Annotated in this window: 13 protein-coding genes; 7 read left to right on the forward strand and 6 right to left on the reverse strand. The window is 69.7% G+C overall.

What is annotated here, in order from left to right:
* Positions 1-11: 11 nt before the first annotated feature.
* On the forward strand, positions 12-527 hold the full coding sequence (locus tag V5F59_RS04625; protein ID WP_393980086.1) for a DNA-3-methyladenine glycosylase I: 516 nt from the start codon (positions 12-14) through the stop codon (positions 525-527).
* An 83-nt stretch (positions 528-610) separates the two neighbouring features.
* Here the strand turns inward: V5F59_RS04625 and V5F59_RS04630 are convergent, their stop codons facing one another.
* The 5 genes from V5F59_RS04630 to V5F59_RS04650 form a co-directional block, all read right to left on the reverse strand.
* Positions 611-1,762: a DUF4167 domain-containing protein gene (locus V5F59_RS04630; protein ID WP_393980084.1), complete on the reverse strand. Its 1,152-nt coding sequence runs from the start codon at positions 1,760-1,762 to the stop codon at positions 611-613.
* 602 nt (positions 1,763-2,364) lie between these two features.
* The gene (gene prmC / locus V5F59_RS04635; RefSeq protein ID WP_393980082.1) at positions 2,365-3,225 is read right to left on the reverse strand and encodes a peptide chain release factor N(5)-glutamine methyltransferase; all 861 of its coding nucleotides are present in this window, start codon (positions 3,223-3,225) and stop codon (positions 2,365-2,367) included.
* Positions 3,226-3,252: 27 nt separating this feature from the next.
* Positions 3,253-4,335, reverse strand: coding sequence for a peptide chain release factor 1 (gene prfA / locus V5F59_RS04640; RefSeq protein WP_393980080.1), 1,083 nt, complete (start codon positions 4,333-4,335; stop codon positions 3,253-3,255).
* A 67-nt stretch (positions 4,336-4,402) separates the two neighbouring features.
* Entirely contained in the window at positions 4,403-6,670 is a 2,268-nt protein-coding gene (gene ptsP / locus V5F59_RS04645; RefSeq protein ID WP_393980078.1) for a phosphoenolpyruvate--protein phosphotransferase, read from the reverse strand.
* A gap of 79 nt (positions 6,671-6,749) precedes the next feature.
* Positions 6,750-8,009: an aspartate kinase gene (locus tag V5F59_RS04650; RefSeq protein WP_393980076.1), complete on the reverse strand. Its 1,260-nt coding sequence runs from the start codon at positions 8,007-8,009 to the stop codon at positions 6,750-6,752.
* A gap of 437 nt (positions 8,010-8,446) precedes the next feature.
* On the opposite strand from V5F59_RS04650, the gene V5F59_RS04655 reads away from it, so the two are divergent.
* From V5F59_RS04655 to V5F59_RS04665, 3 genes are all read left to right on the forward strand, one after another.
* Positions 8,447-8,872, forward strand: coding sequence for an HIT family protein (locus tag V5F59_RS04655; protein ID WP_393980074.1), 426 nt, complete (start codon positions 8,447-8,449; stop codon positions 8,870-8,872).
* Between the two features lie 101 nt (positions 8,873-8,973).
* Entirely contained in the window at positions 8,974-9,909 is a 936-nt protein-coding gene (gene nudC, locus V5F59_RS04660) for an NAD(+) diphosphatase (RefSeq protein ID WP_393980072.1), read from the forward strand.
* Positions 9,902-11,716 (forward strand): solute carrier family 23 protein, encoded by a 1,815-nt coding sequence (locus V5F59_RS04665; protein WP_393980070.1) that lies wholly within the window; start codon positions 9,902-9,904, stop codon positions 11,714-11,716. The genes nudC and V5F59_RS04665 overlap by 8 nt, the downstream gene beginning before the upstream one ends.
* Before the next feature lie 39 nt (positions 11,717-11,755).
* Here the strand turns inward: V5F59_RS04665 and V5F59_RS04670 are convergent, their stop codons facing one another.
* Complete coding sequence (locus V5F59_RS04670; protein ID WP_393980068.1) at positions 11,756-12,616, reverse strand: prephenate dehydratase; 861 nt, start codon at positions 12,614-12,616, stop codon at positions 11,756-11,758.
* A 496-nt stretch (positions 12,617-13,112) separates the two neighbouring features.
* Between V5F59_RS04670 and V5F59_RS04675 the strand changes: the two genes are divergently transcribed.
* The 3 genes from V5F59_RS04675 to V5F59_RS04685 all read left to right on the forward strand — a co-directional run bounded on the left by V5F59_RS04675 (position 13,113) and on the right by V5F59_RS04685 (position 17,795).
* Positions 13,113-13,658, forward strand: coding sequence for a c-type cytochrome (locus tag V5F59_RS04675; RefSeq protein ID WP_393980066.1), 546 nt, complete (start codon positions 13,113-13,115; stop codon positions 13,656-13,658).
* Positions 13,659-13,995: 337 nt separating this feature from the next.
* Entirely contained in the window at positions 13,996-15,891 is a 1,896-nt protein-coding gene (locus V5F59_RS04680; RefSeq protein ID WP_393980064.1) for an extracellular solute-binding protein, read from the forward strand.
* Positions 15,888-17,795, forward strand: a complete 1,908-nt coding sequence (locus V5F59_RS04685) for an extracellular solute-binding protein (protein ID WP_393980062.1) — start codon at positions 15,888-15,890, stop codon at positions 17,793-17,795. Before V5F59_RS04680 ends, V5F59_RS04685 begins: the two co-directional genes overlap by 4 nt.
* Positions 17,796-17,925: the final 130 nt, after the last annotated feature.

Below are 17,925 nucleotides of genomic sequence, written 5' to 3' on the forward strand. Positions count from 1 at the left end.
ACCCGTTCTACATGGCTTATCACGACGATGAATGGGGCGTGCCGGAGCGCGACAGCCGCGCCTTGTTCGAAAAGCTGCTGCTGGACGGCTTCCAGGCCGGCCTGTCCTGGATCACCATCCTGCGGAAGCGGGAGAATTTCCGCCGCGCCTTCGACGGCTTCGATCCGGACCGCATCGCCCGCTACGACGCCGCGAAGGTCGAGGCGCTGATGCAGGACGCGGGCATCGTGCGCAACCGGGCGAAGGTGGAGGGGGCCGTCCTCTCCGCCCGCGCCTATCTGGACCTGCGGGACCAGGGCATCTCCTTCGCCGATGTCATGTGGGGTGCGGTGGATGGCGAGACGAAGGTGAACCGCCCGCGGCGCATCGCCGACGTGCCGGCGGAGACGGCGCAATCGCGCGCGCTTTCCAAGCGGCTGAAGGGCCACGGCTTCAAGTTCGTGGGACCGACCATCGTCTATGCCGCCATGCAGGCCTGCGGCCTGGTGGACGACCATCTGGAAGGCTGCTACTGCGCTGGGCATTGACGGACGCGTCGCCGCGCCGGAGACCCTGTCCGGCCATAAAAAAACCCCGCCTCACGGCGGGGGTTTTTTGTTTCAGGCTGGTTTTACTCGTTGAACAGCGCGGGCTGCTCGGGCGCGGCGGCCTCGTTGCCCGCCTCGGCTCCGCCCTCATCGGACGTGGCGCGCGGGCTGCGGAGGCGGCGGCGGCGGCCGCGGCGGGCATCCGTGCCCTCGGTGGCCTCGGCTGCTTCCTCGCGGGGGGCGGGGGCCTCCGGCTCGGCCTGGACCTCTGCGCGAACCGGGGCCTTCGGCTCAGCCGCCGGCTTGGCTTCGGCGACCTTGGGCTCCGTGATCCGGGGCTCCGTGGTCCGGGCTTCGGCCTTGGCCTCGGCCCGCGGCTCCGCGCGCTCCTTGGCGATGGACGGGGCGCCGGTGATGAAGGACGGCAGGCCGAGGTCCTGATCCTCGACGGGGCGCGGCGCGCGGGGCGCGCGGGCCGGGGCCTCCACGTCCTCGGTGCTGCGCGGGGCGCGGGGGGAGTAGGGCTCGCCATTCTCGCCGCGGTTGCGGCGACGGAACTCGCGCGGCTCGCGGTTTTCCCGCGGCTCCCGGCTCTCCCGTGGCTCACGGTTTTCCCGTGGCTCGCGGGCCTCCATGGGCTCGCGGCTCTCGCGGGGCTCGCGGCTCTCGCGGGGCTCACGCATCTCGCGGGGCTCGCGGTTCTCCCGCGGCTCGCGGTTTTCCCGGGGGGCGCGCGGCTCGCGGGGCTGGTAGCCCTCGCCAGTGTCGTCGTCGCGGTTGCGACGGAAGTTCTGGCGGTTGTCGCGCTGCTGGCGATCATCGCGCTGGGGACGGTCGTCCCGCTGGGGGCGGTCGTCGCGCTGGAAGCGCTCCTCGCGGGGCTGGCGTTCCTCACGCGGCTGGTAGGGCTGCTCCCCGCGGCCGAAGGGCTGGGGCGCGTCGAGCCCGGCCACGTCGTCCATGTCCTCGTCGTCCATGTCCTCGTCCCGGCCGAAGCCCTGGGGCGGCGCGAACTGGCCCTGGAGGGAGGCGATCAGGCGCAGGTAATGCTCCGCGTGCTGCAGGTAGCTCTCGGCCGCGACAGGGTCGCCGGACGATTGCGCGTCACGGGCGAGCTGCTGGTATTTTTCCGCGATGTGGTGCGCTGTTCCACGCACCTTGACGTCCGGTCCGTTCGATTCGTAGACCCGCGTCAGAGGGTTCGAGCTGCGGCGGTTGTTATTGCGGCCGCGCATGCGCTTCTGCTGACCATTTCTCATCTGGATCGTTCTCTACTCGCCCGGCGTTCACGCCGCCGTATGCGCCCGGTCGCCGGGAGGATCTTCATGCGGAAGTCCCTCATGCGCCGGTCAAATCCGCATCCCGCCGGGATTTCTTTCGCCCGTGCGGCGCGCGCCATCTTCACTCGCAGGAGATGAACGTCAGCCCCGCGAACACCGCCTGCTCCGGCGCTCGCGCTGATGGACAAGAAAATGCGCTTCAAGAAGTCTGGATCAATCCGGTCATAGAGCCCCGTTCCGTGCCCCCAAGCACGGTTGCCCATTTCCACGAGACACGGCAAGGCATTCCACCCGCACGCGTTCAGCACCGTGAAGCGATCTCACCTCGGGATCGGCATCGGAGCGCGGCATTCGCGCGCTGCCAGATCACGCATCCCCAGCAACCGAAATATCCGCTTGAGATTTCGGAAGCCCGCACCGACCCTTCTGGGCCGACAGCTCGGTTCGATTCCTGAAACCGACACTAGCGATTTCCCTCAGATGTTCCAAGCGCTTTTTTCGCACCTGCGCAGTCGCGGGCGAGGTGCGGCTTGGCTGCAACGGGTGGGCGCGGCGCCTCAGGGACGGACGGCAGAAAGCGCCCGCGGGACGCCGCCGAGGTCGCGTCGCGCCGGTCCGGGCACCTCAAGGCCGGCCGCGCGGAACAGGGCGGCGACGGCCTCCTCCTGGCCGATCCCCAGCTCCAGCACCGCCCGGCCACCCGCCTTCAGCAGGCGCGGCAGGTCCGCGGCGATGGCGCGATAGGCATCGAGCCCCTCCGCCCCCGCCACCAGCGCCAGCTCCGGATCGAACAGGCGGACGTCCGGGGCAAGGTCCGCCATGGCGGCAATGGTGATGTAGGGCGGATTCGACACCACGAGGTCGAAGCCGCCGGCGAGGGCCGCGCCCCAGTCGCCCACCAGCACCGCGCTGCGGCCGGCAAGACCGGCGCGGGCGAGGTTGGCGCGGGCGGTGCGGGCGGCGCCCTCCGCCCGGTCGAGGCCGATGCCGAAGGCGTTGGGCCGCTCCACCAGCACGGCGGCGAGGATCGCTCCGGTGCCGGTGCCGAGGTCGAGGATGCGCAGGGGGGCGGCCTTGTCGGGGAACAAGGCGAGCGCTGCTTCCACCACGGTCTCGGTGTCGGGGCGGGGCTCCAGCGTGTCTGGTGAGAGCTGAAGGTCCAGCGTCCAGAACGCCCGGTGGCCGAGAATGCGCCCCACCGGCTCGCCCGCGAGCCGGCGGTCGAGGAGCGTTCTGGCGGCCGCCGCCGCGTCTTCAGGCACAGGGTCGTCGGCGCGGACCAGCAGGGCCTGCGGCTCCAGCCCGAGCGCATGGGCGAGAAGCAGGCGGGCGTCGAGGTCCGGCGTATCGAGGCCTGCGCCGGCGAGCGCCGTCGCCATCTGCCGGCGCAGGGCGCCGATGGCGGGGCGGTCAGCCACGGGGGAGGGGCTCCGGCGGCATCCGCCTCACGCCTCTTCGGCGGCGGCCATCAGGGCCGCCTGGTGCTCGGTGAGCAGGGGGTCGATGATGTCGTCCAGCGCGGTCCCGGCGATCACCTCATCCAGCTTGTAGAGGGTGAGGTTGATGCGGTGGTCGGTGATGCGCCCCTGCGGGAAATTGTAGGTGCGGATGCGCTCGGAGCGGTCGCCCGAGCCCACCTGGCCCTTGCGCTCGGCGGCCCGGCCGGCCTCCTTCTTCTGGCGCTCGTCGTCCAGCAGGCGGGCGCGCAGCAGCGCCATGGCGCGGGCCTTGTTGCGATGCTGGGAGCGCTCGTCCTGCACCGCCACCACCGTGTTGGTGGGCAGATGGGTGATGCGCACCGCCGATTCCGTCTTGTTCACATGCTGGCCGCCGGCGCCCTGGGCCCGGTACACGTCGATGCGCAGGTCGGATTCGTTGATGTCCACATCCACGTCCTCCGCCTCGGGAAGGACGGCGACGGTGGCGGCGGAGGTGTGGATGCGCCCGCTGGTCTCGGTGGCGGGCACGCGCTGCACGCGGTGCACCCCGCTCTCGAACTTCAGGCGGGCGTAGGCGCCGCGCCCGTGCACGGCGGCGACGATCTCCTTGTAGCCGCCCATGGTGCCCTCGCTCTCGGAGAGCACCTCCACGCTCCAGCCCTTGTCGGCGGCGTAGCGGGAATACATGCGGAACAGGTCGCCGGCGAACAGCGCGGCCTCGTCGCCGCCGGTGCCGGCGCGCACCTCCAGGATGACGCCGCGCTCGTCCATGGCATCCTTGGGCAGGAGCGCGAGGCGCACGGCGACCGTCAGCTCGGCGATGCGCCCTTCGAGACGCTCCACCTCCGCCTCGGCGAGGGTTCTCATCTCGGCGTCGGACTGGCTTTCGGCCAGAAGCTCGCGCGCGCCTTCGAGGTCGCGCTCGGCGGCGCGCAGGGCGCGCACCTGCTCCACCACGGGGGTGAGATCGGAGAATTCGCGGCCGAGGCGCACATACTCATCCCCCTCCGCTCCAGCGGAGAGGGCGGCCTCGATCTCGGCATGGCGCGCGACCAGCTGGTCGAGCTTGGCGGTGGGCAGGGCTGACATGGGGTCTAGAGCGTCTTCAAGCGAAGTGGCACCGGTTCGCGTTCAGAAAACGCGGCAAATCGAGAGGCTAGAGCGGCAGCCCGCTCGCCTTGGCGAACGCGTTCAGCGCCGCGCGGGGGTCGGCCAGGCCGGAGCGGTCGTCCAGCAGCGGCATGAGCACGCGCCGGGCAGCGGAGACGTCCGTCTCCAGCAGCGTCGCCTTCACCGGCCCGATGGCGGCCGGCGAGACGGACAATGCGCGGTATCCGAGCGCCGCCAGAACCACCGCTTCCAGCGGGCGGGAGGCGAGCTCGCCGCACAGGGTCACCGGCTTGCCGTGGCGGATGCCGGCCTCGGCCACCATGCGGAAGGCGCGCAGCGCGGGCGGGGAGAGTGGATCGAAGCGGTCGGCCACCCGCACGTTGGAGCGGTCCGCCGCATAAAGGAACTGCACCAGGTCGTTGGAGCCCACCGAGAGGAAGTCGGCGCGGGAGAGGATCTCGTCCAGCTGGAACAGCAGGGAGGGCACCTCCACCATGGCGCCCACATAGACCTTGTCCGGCAGGCCGTGGCCGTGCTTGCGCAGGTGGGTCAGCTCCCGCTCCACCAAAGCACGGGCGCGGTCGAACTCGTCCACCGCCGCCACCATGGGGAACATCAGGCGCAGCTCGCGCCCCGCGCCGGCGCGCAGCAAGGCGCGCACCTGGCTGCGCAGCAGGCCCGGCCGGTCAAGCCCGAGACGGATGGCGCGCCAGCCCAGCGCCGGATTCTCTTCCTCGACGGTGCGCATGTAGGGCAGCACCTTGTCGCCGCCGATGTCGAGGGTGCGGAAGGTCACCGGCCGGTCGCCCGCCGCATCCAGCACCGCGCGGTAGAGCTTCAGCTGCTCCGAAATGCGCGGGAACGCCGAGGCGATCATGAACTGCAGCTCGGTGCGGAACAGGCCGATGCCGGCTGCCCCGGTCTCGGAGATGTGCGGCAGGTCCACCAGCAGGCCGGCATTGAGGTGCAGGTCGATGTGAACCCCGTCCTTGGTCACCGAGGGACGGGTGCGCAGCGCCGCATACTGGGCCTGGCGGCGGGCGCGATAGCGCACCTTCTCCGCATAGGCCTCCTCCACGTCGCCGGGCGGGCGCAGATGCACCTCGCCCGCCTGTCCGTCGACGATGAGGGGATCGCCCTGGTCGGCGAGGCCGGCCGCATTCTCCACCTGGCCCACGGCGGCGATGCCCAGCGCCCGGGCGACGATGGTGACGTGGCTTGTGGTGCCCCCTTCCTCCAGCACGAGGCCGCGGATGCGGGAGCGGTCATAGTCCAGGAGCGCCGCCGGGCTCATGTTGCGGGCGACGAGGATGGCGTTCTCGGGCAGCGCCTCGCGCTCGGCCCCCCGGCCGCGGCCGGTGAGCTCGCGCAGCAGGCGGTTGGCAAGGTCGTCGAGGTCGTGCAGGCGCTCGCGCAGATAGGGGTCGGAGGCGCGCATCATGCGGGCACGGGTATCCGACTGCACCCGTTCCACCGCGCCCTCGGCGGTAAGGCCGGAGAGCACCGCCTCGCGCATCTTGTGCATCCAGCCCCGGTCGTGGGCGAACATGCGGTAGGCTTCGAGGATGTCGCGGTGCTCGCCGGCCTTGGCAAGGCCGTCGTCCTCCAGCATGGCGTCGATGGAATGGCGCAGCTTGCCGATGGCGGCGTCGAGGCGCGCCGTCTCCTTGACCACGTCGTCGGCGATGACGTTGGTCACTTTGACGCGGGGCTCGTGCAGCACCACATGGCCGAGGCCAAGCCCGTCCGCCAGCGCCACGCCCTTCAGGTGCACCGGCCGGCGCACGGCAGGCTCGGCGCCGGGCTTGGCGAGGGCGGTGAGCTCCCCGGAGGCGATCATCTCCGCCAGCACCATGGCGGTGGTCTGGAGCGCCTCGATCTCCTCTTCCGTGTAGGTGCGCCGGGCGCGGTTCTGCACCACCAGCACGCCCAGCGTGTTGCCGCCGCGCAGGATCGGCACGCCCAGGAAGGAATTGTAGATTTCCTCGCCCGTTTCCGGGCGGTAGGAGAATTCGGGATGGTTCTGGGCGTCGGAGAGGGCGAGCGACTCGGCCTCGCGCGCCACATGGCCGACGAGGCCCTCGTCCACGCTCATGACGGTGAGGTGAACCGCGTCCCGGTTCAGGCCTTCCGTAGCGTACAGCTCGAGGGTCTGGTCCACGCGCAGCACATAGACCGAGCAGACCTCCGCCACCATGTTGGCGGCGATCAGCACCACGATCTTGTCGAGGCGGTCCTGCGCGCTGACCGGCTCCGCCATCACCTCGCGGAGGCGGCGGAGCAATACGCGCGGACCGCCGAGCGCGCCACGCATCGGCCGCATCCTTAAAAGTGGGCGGGTTCAGAAGCCCGCGGGGCTATCGAGTGAACGGCGCGCCCCCGCGGGTCCGCCCTCAGCTGTCCAGCCCGTATAGCGAATGGAGAGTCCGGACCGCAAGTTCAGTATATGCCGCATCGATCAGGAACGAGATCTTGATCTCGGACGTGGTGATGGCCCGGATGTTGATTCCCTTGCCCGCCAGCGCCTCGAACGCCTTGGCAGCGACGCCGGCGTGCGAGCGCATGCCGATGCCGATGACCGAGACCTTGGTCACGTCCACCGCGCCTTCCACCACCTGGAAGGCGATGGCGTCGCGGGCCTTCTCGATCACCGCCTTGGCGCGCTCGAAATCGGCCGAGGGCACGGTGAAGGTGATGTCGGTGAAGCCGTCGGCGGACACGTTCTGCACGATCATGTCCACATTGATGTGCGCTTCGGCCAGCGGGCCGAACACGGCTGCGGCGATCCCCGGCTTGTCGGCCACCCGGCGGATGGAGACCTGGGCCTCGTCACGGGCGAAGGCGATGCCGGTGACCACCTGCGATTCCATCTGGCTTGCCACGATTTCCTCCTCGTCGCAGATCAGCGTTCCGGCCTTCTCCACGTGCGCCATCTCCGGCGCGTCGGGGTCCACAAGGCTCGAGCGCACGAAGGTGCGCACATTATGCACCATGGCGAGTTCCACCGAGCGCACCTGCAGCACCTTGGCGCCCAGCGAAGCCATCTCCAGCATCTCCTCGAAGGCGATGCGGTCGAGGCGGCGGGCCTTGGGCACCACGCGGGGGTCGGTGGTGTAGACGCCGTCCACATCGGTGTAGATGTCGCAGCGCTCGGCCTTGAGCGCGGCCGCAATGGCCACGGCCGAGGTGTCGGAGCCGCCCCGGCCGAGGGTGGTGATGCGACCCGTTGGCAAATGCATGCCCTGGAAGCCGGCGATCACCGCCACCTCTCCGCCGTCCACGCGGGTGCCGAGCGTCTCGCCGTCGATCTCCATGATGCGGGCGGAGCCGTGGGCGTCGTCGGTGGAGATGGGGATCTGCCAGCCCTGCCAGGAGCGGGCGGGAACGCCCATTTCCTGCAGCGCGATGGCAAGCAGCCCGGAGGTCACCTGCTCGCCGGAGGCGACCACCGCGTCATATTCGCGGGTGTCGTAGAGGGCGGAGGCATCCTTGCACCAGGCCACCAGCTCGTTGGTCTTGCCGGACATGGCGGACACGACCACCGCCACCTGGTAGCCGGCCTCCACCTCGCGCTTCACGTGGCGCGCCACGTTGCGGATGCGTTCGATATTGGCGACCGAGGTGCCGCCGAACTTCATGACAAGCCGAGCCATCGCTCGTGCCTTTCTTCGCCTTGAAAACCTTGAGGGAGACGCGTTTGGCCCCGGCGGGCCGGGCTTTAGGGCAGCGTCATTTTCGCAGGCGCGCCTCGGCACGGCGCGGAAGGGCGCGCGATACGGGGCGGGTGGTGACGGCCGAGCGGAACATCCCTGAAAGTCCTTGCCGCGCGGAATTTACGTGAAGTCGCGCGGGTGATGGGGCGCCTCCATAGCGGCAACGCGCCTCCGGGGCAACTGCCCCCGCGGGTCCGCGCCGCGTCCCGCCCGCGCCCTGGGGCTGCGGGGAGGAGGCGTCGGAACGTGGGGGTTGTGCCCGATTACCGTTCAGCCACAATGCGGGCTCATCCGGCATTGGTCCGCGCCCGGCCACCCGGCCGAAGCACCGCGAACCCCTGCGCCCGCCCCGTTCCAGCCCCGCCCCGAGCCCTGCAATGACGTCACACACAGCGCCCTTCCTTCTCGATCCCCGCCTCGAAGCCGACGGCCCGGCCGTGGGGAACCTTCCCCTGTGTCAGCTGCGGCTCGTGGACGATGCCCGATTCTTCTGGGTGGTCCTGGTGCCCAGGCGGGCCCACATGGTGGAGATCATCGATCTGCCGTTCGCCGACCGGCTGCACCTCATGGAGGAGGTGGCCGTCGTCTCCTCGGCGGTGCGCGAAAGCTCCGGCTGCGCCAAGCTGAACGTGGCCGCGCTCGGCAATCTGGTGCCACAGCTGCACGTGCACATCGTCGGGCGCGATCCCGGGGATGCGGCCTGGCCGGGGCCGGTGTTCGGCGTGGGGACGCGCGAGCCGCTCGCCGACGAGGCCAGGGATGCGCGCCTCGCGGCCCTGCGCGTCCGCCTCGCGATCGAATAGCCACCTTTCGGCCGCGTCCGCAGGCGGCATGCCTTGCCTCGCCGCCGCCCCCATGCGACCGTTCCGGCCATCCCGCCTCCTCAGGATGCCGTCACTCTTCCATGTCGCACATTTCCCGTCCCGAACTCGGTGCGTGGCCGGCGCTCGGCTATGTGGCGAGCCCCCTCGACCGGGCGGCGCACGCCCGTGCCGAAGCCCTCGGCCGCGTGTCCGAGCCCGCCGCGCGCTTCTACCTGCTGGGCGGGGAGCTGGTGGCCCTGAAGGGCGAGGGGCCGGTGCACGATCCGCTGTTCGACCACGCGGCCGCCGCCCCCTGGGGCAAGGCCGATCCGCTCTTCCTCGGCCTGGAGGACGGCGCGCCGCGCTTCGCCGTGCCGTTCGATCCCGGCCGGCGGGAGGAGCTGGAGGCCGCCGGGCTCAAGGTGGCGGACCTGCGCTCCATCGCCGTGGGCGGGCTGGTGGAACCGCGCCACCTGCCGCCCATCGCCTGCGGGAAGGCGCTCAATGCCTGGCACGGGCGGCACGGCTTCTGCGCCAATTGCGGCAATGCCTCGCGCATCGTCGAATCGGGCTGGCGTCGGGATTGCCTCTCCTGCGGGGCGCAGCATTTCCCGCGCACCGACCCTGTGGTGATCATGCTCACGGCCCGGGGCGACACCTGCCTCATGGGCCGCCAGCCCCATTTCCCGCCTGGCATGTGGTCCTGCCTCGCCGGCTTCGTGGAGCCGGGCGAGACCGTCGAGGAGGCGGTGCGCCGCGAGACGCTGGAGGAGGCGGGCATCACCACCGGCCGAGTCACCTACCGCGCCAGCCAGCCCTGGCCCTTCCCCATGTCGCTGATGATCGGCTGCCTGGCCGAGGCGACCAGCGCGGACATCGCCGTCGACCGCACCGAGCTGGAGGACGCCCGCTGGTTCCACCGGGACGAGGCGGCGCTCATGCTCGCCCGCACCCATCCCGACGGCCTGTTCGTGCCGCCGCCCATGGCCATCGCCCACCATCTCATCCGGGCCTTCGTCGAAGGCTTCCATGCTTGATCGGGCATCGCGGGACTCCGCTCCCCCCGAGCCTTCCGGCTGGCGCGCCGCGCTCGGAGGGGTCCTCGATCGCGTCTTTCCCGACCGGGAGCCGGGCACCCGCCTGCCGCGCCGGCCGGCCTCGCTCGTCTACGGGATCGACGACAAGGTGCCGGCGCCGGCGCTGATCCCCCTTGCAGCCCAGCACGCCATGCTGGCGGTCACCTTCCTCATCTACCCCGTGCTGGCGGCCACCGAGGCGAAGCTGCCGGTGGATGAGATCGCCACCATCCTCTCTGCCTGCGCCATGTGCATCGGCATTGCCACCATCATCCAGTGCCTGCCGTGGCGCTTCGGCTCCGGCTACCTCGCCGTGCACATTCCGGCGCCGGGGGCCATTCCCCTGGCGGTGCAGGCGCTGTCCATCGGCGGGCTCGGCCTCATGGCCATGACCACGCTGCTGGTGGGGGTGTGCCAATTGTTCGTGGCGCGCCTCGTGCGGCCGCTGCGCGTGCTGCTGCCGCCGGAGGTGTGCGGCGTCGCGGTCAGCATGCTGGGCGTGTCGCTGGCGAGCCCGGCGCTGCGCCGGGCCCTTGGCCTCGATCTCGGGCCGGCGGTGGCGGAGAACGCCTCCATCGCCAGCCTCGCCACCGTGGGCATCATCGTCGCCATCACCGTGTTCGCGCCGCGCCGGCTGAAGCTGTTCGCCGTGTTCGCGGGGGCGGGCATCGGCTGGGCGCTGGCGCTGGCGCTGGGCGCCGGGCATCCGGGCGCGGAGGAGGCCATCGCCAGCGCGCCGCTGGTGGCGCTGCCCTCGCTCACCCTGCCATCCTTCAGCATCGCCCCCGCGCTGTTCCCGCTGATGGCGCTGCTGGTGCTGATGAACCTGGTGGACGTGCTGTCCGTCACCGTCTCGCTCGAGAAGATGAACGATGCCGACTGGCGCCGCGCCGACATGCCGGCGGTGCAGCGGGCGGTGACCGCCTGCGGCATCGGCAACATCCTCAACGGCCTCACCACCGGCTTCCAGGCGGGGCTGTCGTCCTCCTCGGTGGGGCTCGCCTTCGCCACCCAGTCCACGGCGCGCATCATCGGCATCATTGCGGGGGCGATGATCTTCGCCATCGCCTTCCTGCCGAAGGCCATCGCCGCGCTCACCCTCATCCCCTCGCCGGTGATCGGCGGCATCCTGCTCTACACCTCGGCCTACCTCGTGGTGGCCGGCATGGATCTCGTCACCTCCCGCCGCCTGTCGGAGCGGCGGGTGTTCGTGGTGGGGCTGTCCGTGCTGGCGGGGCTTTCGGTGGCCCTGCTGCCCCTGGTGAAGCAGCTGCCGCTGGAGCTGCAGCCTTTGTTCTCCACCCCGCTCTCCGCCGGCGCCATCACCGCCATCGTGCTGAACCTCCTGTTCCGCATCGGCATCGCCCAGGAGGCGGGGGAGATGGTGCCCGACAGCGCCCACGCCTTCCCTTATGTGCGCGACTTCCTGGAAAACCAGGGCGACGAATGGGGCGCGCGGCGCGACGTGATCGCCGCTGCGATCCCCACGGTGGCGCAGGCGCTGGAGCTGGTGGCGGACACGGGCATCGCCGAAGGGCCCATCGAGCTGCGCGCGCGCTTCGACGAGACCCACCTCGACGTCTTCCTCCTTTATGACGGGGAGGTGATGGAGGTGCCCAAGGAGCGCCCCTCGCCGGAGGCGCTGCTGGGCGATGCCAGGGAGCAGGCGGCGTTCGGCGCCTACATGCTCAAGCGCCTCTCCGACGACGTGCGCTTCGGCCGCGCCGCGGACGGCAAGGCCCGCATCTCGCTCCGGTTCGACCACTGAAGGGCAGGCCCCGAAAGGGACCCGCGGCCTTCTGCGTCCTCAGTAGGTCTCTTCGCTGGTGGGCAGGCTCGCCCGGTAGGGGTGGGCCGGATAGACGCCGAGGATGCGCAGCTCGCGCGAGAAGAAGGCGAGCTCCTCCAGCGCCAGCTTCAGGTTGCGGTCGTCCGGGTGGCCGTCCACGTCGGCGTAGAACTGGGTGGCGGTGAAGTGCCCGTCCATCTGGTAGGATTCGAGCTTGGTCATGTTCACGCCGTTGGTGGCGAAGCCGCCCAGCGCCTTGTAGAGCGCCGCCGGGACGTTGCGCACGCGGAACACGAAGGTGGTGACCACCGGGCCGTTGCCCGCCGGCGCCCATTCCCCGTCGCGGGCGAGGATGACGAAGCGCGTGGTGTTGTGCGCCTCGTCCTCGATGTTCTCGGAGAGGATCTCCAGCCCGTAGATCTCGGCGGCGAGGCGCGAGGCGATGGCGGCGCGCGTCACGTCCCGCGCCTCCGCGATCTCGCGGGCGGAGCCGGCGGTATCCGCGCCGATCAGCGGCACGAGGTTGAGGGCGCGGATGGCCTTGCGGCACTGGCCCAGCGCCATCACGTGGCTCTGCACCGTCTTGATGGTGGAGAGGCTCGCGCCCTTCACCGCCATCAGCTGGTGCGACAGGGGCAGGAAGTGCTCGCCCACGATGTTCAGCGTCGACTGGGGCATGAGGTGGTGGATGTCCGCCACCCGGCCTGCCACTGAATTCTCGATGGGAATCATCGCATAGGTGGCCGATCCGTTCTCCACGCCGGTGAAGGCGTCCTCGAAGGTGGCGCAGGGCACCGCCTCGAAGTCCGGGAAGGCCTCCCGGCAGGCGATGTGGGAGTTGGCCCCGGGCTCGCCCTGGAAGGTGATGCGACGGATCATGACTGCCTCGATGGCGCGCTGGCGCCTGTTCTTGCTTGGAGCACGCGCCGATCGGCCTGCATCGCAAGCTGATCGGACCACGCGTTCTCTATCTTAAAATCGGAGGGCGATTCACCGGGCAAATTGAATCAATTTCCCCGGATCGGGTTCCGGAGAATCGCCCGCGAGCCCCAATGGCGCGCCGGCGCGACCGGTTCGAGCGGCATCCTATCCCCCATCCTTGCGTCGATCCCGGCTGCGACCGCTCGCCGCGCCGGCCGTCCTCTCCACTCAGCCCGGCGGCGGCCGTCCGTGGCGGACATCTGGAAACGGTGCAAGGAGTGGCATTGGAGCGCGCCTTATACGGGTTGCCTCATTTCGTCCAAAGTGCTTAGTGTCCCCGACGGTGCGCGGGGCCTCCCACGCGCTTTTTATGGACACGCGTGTACGCCGGGCCGTGCGCTTATTTTCACGCAGCGGCAGGCGAAGACCAGGGGCTCCGAGGGGCAAAGCGCCGATGGATTCTTTTGAATTGAACAAGATCGCAGGTGCGGTTCTGGGCACGCTTCTGCTGACCTTCGGCCTCGGGATCGTGTCCGAGATCCTGTTTACGCCCGAGGCGCCGGCCAAGCCCGGCTTCGTGATCGCCGTGCAGGAAGGCGGCGGCAATGCCGCGGCTGCAGCCGCGCCGAAGGAAGTGCCGATCGAGGAGCTGTTCAAGACCGCTTCCGTCGAGAAGGGCGCCGCCGTCTCCAAGAAGTGCGCGGCCTGCCACAACTTCCAGGAAGGCGCCGGCGCCAAGGTGGGGCCGGACCTCTATGGCATCGTCGGCCGCCCGGTGGCCTCCGCGGCCGGGTTCGCCTATTCCGCCGCCATGAAGGCGAAGGGCGGCGACTGGACGCCCGAGGCGCTCAACACCTTCCTCACCAATCCCAAGGCGGCCGTTGCCGGCACCGCCATGGCCTTCGCGGGCATCCCGAAGGAAGCTGAGCGGGCGGACCTGATCGCCTACCTCAACTCCCTCTCCCACGATCCCAAGCCGCTGCCGACGGCGGCCAAGTGATCCCGGCGTCGAGCTGATCGCGCACGGGACCGGAAGGACGGCCGCTCGGGCGGCTGTCTGGAGCGCGCGGCGGGGCAGCTTCCCGCCGGTTTCCCGTCCCTTCCGGGGATAAGGAGCGCGGCTTCACACCATTGTCATCTCTGCCGTTCCGGCTGATGCGCTTGAAGGCCGGTCCCCTCGGGGCCGGCCTTTTGCGTCATGGCCTTGGAGGACGTGGATTTTTCGGCTTGCGCCGGCCGGCGGAGCGGGCGGGCGGGCCCGCCTTGTTTCTGCCGTCGCGCCCGGTGCCATAATCGGCTATCCCCGTCCGACCCAGGACGTTCCACCGGAGTCGCCGATGCTTCTGCCTTTCCGCAGCCTCCCGCTCCTCGCCGCGCTGCTGTGGTCGGCCCTTGCCACGCCCGCGGGTGCACAGGATCAGGGCAGGGAGCCGGCGGGGGCCGCGCCAGCACCGTCCGCCGCGGCTCCGGCGTTTCGCCACGGCCTCTCGCTGATGGGCGACCTGAAGTACCCCGCGGACTTCAAGAGGTTCGACTACGTCAACCCCGACGCGCCCAAGGGCGGCCAGGTGCGGCTTGCCGATGACGGCACCTTCGACAGCTTCAACTTCGTGGTGCCGCGCGGCACCGCCGCGGCCGGCCTCGACCTCATCTACGATACGCTGATGACCCCCGCCTATGACGAGGTGGCGAGCGAGTACGGCCTGATCGCCGAGGGGGTGAGCCACCCGGCGGACTTCTCCTCCGTCACCTATCGCCTGCGGGCCGACGCCCGGTGGCATGATGGCACCCCCATCACGCCGGAGGACGTGGTCTTTTCCTTCGAGGTGCAGACCACCCACAATCCCCAGCGCAAGTTCTACTACAGCCACGTGGTAAAGGCGGAGAAGACCGGCGACCGGCAGGTGACCTTCACCTTCGACCAGGCGGGCAACCGCGAATTGCCGCAGATCGTCGGCCAGCTCAATGTCCTGCCCAAGCACTGGTGGACGGGGAAGGACGCCTCCGGCAAGCCGCGCGACATCTCCCAGGGCACGCTGGAGCCGCCGCTGGGCTCGGGCGCCTACCGCATCAAGAGCTTCATTCCCGGCCGCTCCGTCACCTATGAGCGGGTCAAGGACTATTGGGGGCGCAACCTGCCGGTGAATGTGGGCCGGGATAATTTTGACGAGATCCGCTACGAATATTTCCGCGACGACACGGTGATGCTCGAGGCCTTCAAGGCCGACCAATATGATTTCCGCGTGGAATCCTCGGCCAAGAACTGGGCCACCGCCTACGATTTCCCGGCGCGGGTGGACGGCCGGGTGGTGCTTGAGATGTTCGAGAACCGCGCCTCCGCCACCATGCAGGCGTTCATCCCGAACCTGCGGCGCGACAAGTTCAAGGACCCGCGGGTGCGCCGGGCGCTGAACTATGCCCTCGACTTCGAGGGCATGAACCACACGCTCTTCTTCGACCAGTACAAGCGCATCAGCTCCTATTTCTTCGGCACCGAGCTCGCCGCGGCGGGCCTGCCGCAGGGCCGGGAGCTGGAGATCCTCAACGGGGTGAAGGACGAGGTGCCGCCGGAGGTGTTCACCGCCGTCTACACCAACCCCCAGAGCGGGACCGAGGAGGCGCGCCGCGCCAATCTGCGCGAGGCCGCGCGGCTGCTGAAGGATGCCGGTTACGAGGTGAAGAACCGCAAGCTGGTGGATGCCAAGGGCCAGCCCTTCACGCTGGAATTCCTCATCGCCAGCCCGGCCATGGAGCGCGTGGTGGTATTCTACAAGCCGGCGCTGGAGCGCCTCGGCTTCGACGTCTCCGTCCGCATCGTGGATTCCTCCCAGTACGTCAACCGGGTGCGGGCGCGGGACTTCGATATCATCGTCGCCGGCTGGGGCCAGTCGCTCTCTCCCGGCAACGAGCAGCGCGAGTTCTTCGGCTCTGAGGCGGCCGGGCGCGACGGCTCGCAGAATTTCGGCGGCGTGCGCGATGCCGCCGTGGACAAGCTGATCGATAAGGTGATCTACGCCCGCGACCGGGCCGACCTCATCGCCGCCACACGCGCCCTCGACCGGGTGCTCATGTGGAAGGAATACGTGATCCCGGCCTGGACGCTGAACTACAGCCGCACCGCACGCTGGAACCGCTTCTCCCATCCGGAGCATCTGCCGGCCTATTCCTTCGCCTTCCCCACCATCTGGTGGTTCGATGCCGCAAAGGCCGCGGCCATCGGGGGCGGCAAATGAGCCTGTCGCGGCGCGCGCTCCTCCGCCTTGGCACCGTTTCCGCCGTCGCGGCCTTGCCGGGGGCGAAGGCGCTCGCCCAGCTTCAGTCCCCGCAGGGTGGCGCGGAGGCCGCCGCCACGGAGGGTGGCGCGTCCGCGAGGGCGGTGGAGCGCCACGGCATCTCCTTCTTCGGCGACCTCAAGTATCCGCCGGATTTCAGGAACTTCGATTATGTGAACCCCGCCGCGCCGAAGGGCGGGCCGTTCTCCATGGCGCCGCGCAGCACCTATTACAACCAGGCCGACGGCACCTTCGACACGTTCAACCCCTACAACCAGCGCGGCAACGGCGCCCAGGGGCTGGAGCTGATCTACGACACGCTGATGGTGGCGGCCGGCGACGAGAAAAGCGGCATGTATGGCCGCCTCGCCTCCAGCGTGATCATCTCCGGCGACGGTCTCACCTACCGCTTCAAGCTGCGCCCCGAGGCGCGCTTCCACGACGGCGCGCCGCTCACCTCGGCGGACGTGGTGGCCTCCTTCGAGGCCTACAAGGCGGAGGGCTACGAGACCATCCGCATGGCGCTGCGCGACCTCGAAAGCGTGGAGGCGGACGGCCCTGGCGCGGTGATGCTGCGCTTCCGCCCCGGCCGCGCGCGGGACGTGCCGCTGACCGCGGCCGGCCTGCCCATCTTCTCCAGGGCGCATCTCGCGAAACATCCGTTCGGCCAGTCCTCCCTGGAGATGCCGCTGGGCTCCGGCCCCTACAAGCTCGACCGCTTCGAGCAGGGCCGCTTCCTCGAATATCGCCGGGTGGCGGACTACTGGGGGCGGGACCTGCCGTCGATGAAGGGCCGGTACAATTTCGATACCGTCCGCTACGAATATTTCCGCGAGCGGGTGCCGGGGCTGGAGGCCTTCAAGGCGAAGATCTACCTGTTCCGTGAGGAGTTCACTGCCCGGGAGTGGGCGACGCAATACGATTTCCCCGCCGTGCGCGAGGGCAAGGTGAAGGTGGAGACCCTGCCGGACGAGAGCTTCTCCGGTGTGCAGGGCTGGTTCTTCAACACCCGCCGGCCGAAATTCTTCGACCGCCGCGTGCGCGAGGCCATCGGGCTCCTGTTCGATTTCGACTGGACCAACCGGAACCTGATGTACGACAGCTATCGCCGCACCGTCTCCTTCTTCCAGAACTCGGAGATGATGGCGACCGGCAAGCCCTCGCCCGCGGAGCTGAAGCTGCTCGACCCCTTCCGTGACCGGGTGCCGGAGGAGGTGTTCGACGAGCCCTACGTGCCGCCGGCCACCGACGGCTCGGGTGAGGACCGCAACCTGCGCCGCCAGGCGCTGGAGCTGTTGAAGGACGCCGGCTATTCCATCCAGAAGGGGCGGCTGGTGGATCCCTCCGGGGCGCCCTTCACCGTCGAGTTCCTGGACTACCAGAGCGCCATCGAGCGCCACACCTCGCGCTTCATCGCCCATTTGAAGAAGGTGGGCATCGAGGGCTCGTTCCGCCTGGTGGATGCCGCGCAATACCAGATGCGGCTGCAGAGCTTCGATTTCGACATCGTCATCAAGCGCTACGGATTCGCGCCCTATCCGGGCGACGAGCTGCGGGCCTATTTCTCCACCGAGGCGGCGCGCACCCGCGGCTCGTACAATCTGGCGGGCATCGCCGATCCGGTGGTGGACCACCTCATCAACACCGCGCTGGCGGCGCCGGATGCCGAGAGCCTCATCGTCACCTGCCGCGCCCTCGACCGGGTGCTGCGCGCCGGGCGCTACTGGGTGCCGCAATGGTATCTGGGCCTCAACCGCATCGCCTATTGGGACCAGTTCGACCGCCCGGCGGTGAAGCCCAAGTATGACCTTGGCGTCATCGACACGTGGTGGAGCAAGCTCGCCGAGCCGCAGCGCGGCGGTTGACGCGGGCCGGAGCCGGCTGGACCGGTGCAATCCGGTCGGTTTATCCGTCCCGGAATGTTAAGAAGGAGACTGCGTTGTCCGGCCAGCCAGCGGTGCGAGCCGGCCGGCGCATGCACTTGAGGCCCCGGCC

The organism is Xanthobacter nonsaccharivorans (genome assembly GCF_043194755.2).
GTDB classification, from domain to species: domain Bacteria; phylum Pseudomonadota; class Alphaproteobacteria; order Rhizobiales; family Xanthobacteraceae; genus Xanthobacter; species Xanthobacter autotrophicus_G.

What these genes read in the sequence shown, in the direction of transcription:
- V5F59_RS04625 (WP_393980086.1), top strand. Translation starts at nt 12, where the DNA reads ATGGCTTATCACGACGATGAATGGGGCGTGCCGGAGCGCGACAGCCGC.
- V5F59_RS04630 (WP_393980084.1), bottom strand. Translation starts at nt 1,762, where the DNA reads ATGCGCGGCCGCAATAACAACCGCCGCAGCTCGAACCCTCTGACGCGG.
- prfA (WP_393980080.1), bottom strand. Translation starts at nt 4,335, where the DNA reads ATGTCAGCCCTGCCCACCGCCAAGCTCGACCAGCTGGTCGCGCGCCAT.
- ptsP (WP_393980078.1), bottom strand. Translation starts at nt 6,670, where the DNA reads ATGCGTGGCGCGCTCGGCGGTCCGCGCGTATTGCTCCGCCGCCTCCGC.
- V5F59_RS04650 (WP_393980076.1), bottom strand. Translation starts at nt 8,009, where the DNA reads ATGGCTCGGCTTGTCATGAAGTTCGGCGGCACCTCGGTCGCCAATATC.
- V5F59_RS04655 (WP_393980074.1), top strand. Translation starts at nt 8,447, where the DNA reads ATGACGTCACACACAGCGCCCTTCCTTCTCGATCCCCGCCTCGAAGCC.
- nudC (WP_393980072.1), top strand. Translation starts at nt 8,974, where the DNA reads ATGTCGCACATTTCCCGTCCCGAACTCGGTGCGTGGCCGGCGCTCGGC.
- V5F59_RS04665 (WP_393980070.1), top strand. Translation starts at nt 9,902, where the DNA reads ATGCTTGATCGGGCATCGCGGGACTCCGCTCCCCCCGAGCCTTCCGGC.
- V5F59_RS04670 (WP_393980068.1), bottom strand. Translation starts at nt 12,616, where the DNA reads ATGATCCGTCGCATCACCTTCCAGGGCGAGCCCGGGGCCAACTCCCAC.
- V5F59_RS04675 (WP_393980066.1), top strand. Translation starts at nt 13,113, where the DNA reads ATGGATTCTTTTGAATTGAACAAGATCGCAGGTGCGGTTCTGGGCACG.
- V5F59_RS04680 (WP_393980064.1), top strand. Translation starts at nt 13,996, where the DNA reads ATGCTTCTGCCTTTCCGCAGCCTCCCGCTCCTCGCCGCGCTGCTGTGG.
- V5F59_RS04685 (WP_393980062.1), top strand. Translation starts at nt 15,888, where the DNA reads ATGAGCCTGTCGCGGCGCGCGCTCCTCCGCCTTGGCACCGTTTCCGCC.